At 68.0% G+C, this 3404-nt stretch carries 3 protein-coding genes; all 3 read left to right on the top strand.

Annotated elements, in window-relative coordinates; genetic code table 11:
* The first annotated feature begins 188 nt into the window (after positions 1-188).
* Positions 189-608, top strand: a complete 420-nt coding sequence (locus ACFWPJ_RS28340; RefSeq protein ID WP_378855884.1) for an FAD-dependent monooxygenase — start codon at positions 189-191, stop codon at positions 606-608.
* Entirely contained in the window at positions 601-2706 is a 2106-nt protein-coding gene (locus tag ACFWPJ_RS28335; protein ID WP_378855882.1) for a prolyl oligopeptidase family protein, read from the top strand. The genes ACFWPJ_RS28340 and ACFWPJ_RS28335 overlap by 8 nt, the downstream gene beginning before the upstream one ends.
* An 18-nt stretch (positions 2707-2724) precedes the next feature.
* A partial coding sequence (locus tag ACFWPJ_RS28330; RefSeq protein WP_378855880.1) for an ATP-dependent DNA ligase occupies positions 2725-3404 on the top strand: 680 nt, incomplete at its 3' end.

The raw sequence follows: 3404 nt of genomic DNA, 5'->3' as shown, positions 1-3404 counted from the left end.
ACCCGCCCCCCCCCTTTAAAAACCCATATATTTGCGGGGGCTGTGTAATTTGTTTATAAGACCCCGTCCGCTTTTCTTTCTTACCCGGGCCCCGCGCGGGTGGTTCGCTCAACCCCCGCGACCGCGGACGACCGGTCCACTGGGCGCGCTACGTCGAAACCAGGAACGAGACCTTCCACCACGACAACATCGTTCTCCTCGGCGACGCCGCGCATACGGTCCACTTCACCATGGGTTCCGGCACCGGTCTGGCGATGATGGACGCCGCCGAACTCGCGACGTCGCTGCACCGTCGGCCCACCCGCGCCGAGGCGCTCGAGCGCTATTCACGCAAGCGGTGCGCGGCACTGTCCCGGACCGCCGCCGCCGGACGCACGAGCACGGCGTGGTTCGAGAACGCCGAGCAGAACCTCGCGGGAGACCTCGTCGATGTCGCCCACGCGCATGCCTGGCGGTACCACCCCGAAGATCCCTGGAGCTACACCTCGCATCTGGCGACGCAACTTCCGGTCATCCGCCACGGTCGGGATCGGCTGGACCAGGCCCGCCGCTGGTACCTGGCCCGCAAGCGGGGTGAACCCCTCGCGGGACTGTCGATTCGTGGCTAACTCCGCGCCTGCCGTAGCCGGCACCGACCCGTACCGCCGGCTCGAAGGAGTCGACGACCCCGCGGTACTGGCCTGGGCCGCGAGCCGGACGGCGGCGACGCGCTCCGCGTTCGGTTCCGGTCCCGCATTCGACCAGCTCAGCCACCGAATTCTGGGGATGCGGGAGGATCGTGGCCGAATTGCCACGCCACACCGGGTGGGGCACTGGTACTACAACCTCTGGCGCGACAAGACACATCCACGTGGCCTCTGGCGACGGACCACCCTCGATCGGTACCGCACCGGCAGTCCCGACTGGGAGGTGCTGCTCGACCTCGATGCCCTCGCCGAGGCCGAGACCGAGAACTGGATATGGAGCGGAGCGGCGATCCTGCGGCCGGCGCAATCGCGGGCGCTCGTGCAGCTGTCTCGCGGTGGTTCCGACGCCGTCGAGGTCCGCGAATTCGACCTCACCACACGCAAGTTCGTCGCGGACGGCTTCTGCGTTCCCGCGGCCAAGACGCGGGTCAGCTGGATCGACGAGAACTCGATCTACGTCGGCACGAACTTCGGGGACGGCAGCCGCACCAGGTCCGGCTATCCGCGGCTGGCGAAACGCTGGCACCGTGGCACGCCGATCGCTGACGCGGTCACCGTCTTCGAGGGCCGGGTCGGCGACATCTGCGTCAGCGCGGGATATGACAAGACTCCCGGTCACGAGCGGCATTACGCGGTCAGGGTGATCGATACGGCGCGTCAGGAGTTCCATCTGCTGACCGACGCCGGACCTGTTTGCCTGGATCTGCCCGGTGACGCGGCGGTCATGTGGCACCGCGACACCCTCGTCGTCGCGACCCGATCCACCTGGGAAACCGACGGCACCCGCTACCCCGCCGGCGCCGTTCTCGCGTGCAGCCTGTCCGAATTCCTCCTAGGCGAGGCAACATTCGAGATCGTGTTCGCGCCGGACGAACGAACAGCACTGCTCGATGCGCACTGGACTGCGAATCACCTGCTGCTCACGGTGATGCGTGACGTCCGGACGCAGATCGCGGTCGCTACGCCGTCGTCGACCGGTTGGTCGCTGGAGTGGCTGCCTGATCCGGCACCGATGACGAAGAGCTCGATCGCGGGCGCCGATCCGCTCGACAACGACGAGTTCTTGATCAAGTCGACGGGATTCACGCAGCCGTCCGCCGTGTTCCTGGCCGCACCGGGAACGGTGCCGACGCTGATCAAGCACTCTCCGGCGTTCTTCGATGCCGACGGGATGGCGACCGAGCAGTACTTCGCGGAGTCGGCGGACGGCACGCGCGTGCCCTATTTCGTCACGAGGCGAGCGGGTGCGACCGGTCCGACACTGATGCGGGGATACGGCGGATTCGGGAAGTCGCTGCTGCCCCGCTACGACGGTGCCGTGGGTGCCGCGTGGCTCGAGGACGGCGGAATCAGCGTCGTCGCGAATATTCGCGGCGGGGCAGAGTACGGACCGGCATGGCACGACCGCGCACGGCGCGCAGGGCGGGTTCGAGCATTCGAAGATTTCGCAGCGGTCGCGCGCGACCTCGTCGACCGTGCGATCACGACGCCCGGGCAGCTCGGCGCGACCGGCCGCAGCAACGGTGGCCTGCTGGTCGGCGTCATGCTGACCCGGTATCCGGAACTGTTCGGCGCCTTGGCTTGCCACATGCCGCTGTTCGACATGGCGCGGTATCAGCGGCTTTCGGCGGGGGCCTCCTGGATCGCGGAGTACGGCGACCCGGACGACGCCGACGACCTGGCCTTTCTCCGCGCGTATTCGCCGTATCACCACGTCGAGCCAGGACGCGCGTACCCGCCCGTCCTGATCACGGCATCAAGCGGTGACGACCGAGTACACCCAGGTCATGCCAGAAAGATGGTGGCCAGGCTGGAAGCGGCCGGTCACGAGGTCTGGTACTGCGAACAGACCGAGGGTGGCCACCGGCGTTCGGCGGGCAAGCGGCACGCGGCGCGGTCGACCGCCCTCGGCTACGAGTTCTTCCGGCGCAGCCTTGGTCTGCCGTCGTTCGTCGTCGACGCGGCACATCGACACGGATCCGGCCAGTGCGGGCAGGCGGTGGTTGACCTGCCCGGGTAGCCGGGGGAAGGTGGGGCGATGGCCGGTAAGGAAGTGCGGGGCGGGGTCGAGATGTCGAATCTCGATCAGCCGCTGTTCGACGGCGCCGAGGCGACCAAACGGGATCTTGTCGACTATCTCGAGTTCGCCGCCGAGCGGCTGGTGCGGGTGCTGCGGGACCGGCCGCTGTCGGTGGTGCGGGTACGGCCGGGGCAGGAGCCGTTCATGCAGAAGAATCTGCCCAAGTACACGCCGGAGTGGGTGCCGCGGGTGACGGTGTGGGCGGAGAGTTCGCATCGGGAGGTCACCTACGCCCTCGGTAATGATGAGCGGACGCTGTTGTGGTTCGGCAATCAGCGTGCGGTCGAGTACCACCCGACCTTGTTGCCGGTCGATCACAGTGCCGGGCCGACGCATGTGGTGCTCGATCTCGATCCCTCGCCGGGGCAGACCTTTCGTGATGCTGCGGCGGGTGCCCACCTGATCCGGGCCGCGCTCACCGCCGACGGGCTCGACGGGGCGGTGAAGACCAGTGGTGCCAAGGGATTACACGTGTTCGTTCCGGTGGAGCCGGGGATCGCGATCGAGGACGCGGCGGCGGCGACCAGGGCGATCGCGGCGCGGGCCGAGCGGATCGATCCGGCCGGCGGCACCACCCCGGTCAACAAGGAAGACCGTCACGGCCCGGTCTACCACCAATCCACCCCGGCGGGCGGTGC

The sequence above is a fragment of the Nocardia sp. NPDC058497 genome (genome assembly GCF_042720195.1).
In the GTDB taxonomy this organism is placed as follows: domain Bacteria; phylum Actinomycetota; class Actinomycetes; order Mycobacteriales; family Mycobacteriaceae; genus Nocardia.
The sequence above is the reverse complement of the archived record's forward strand: the minus strand, read 5'-3'. Positions and strand labels throughout refer to the sequence as shown.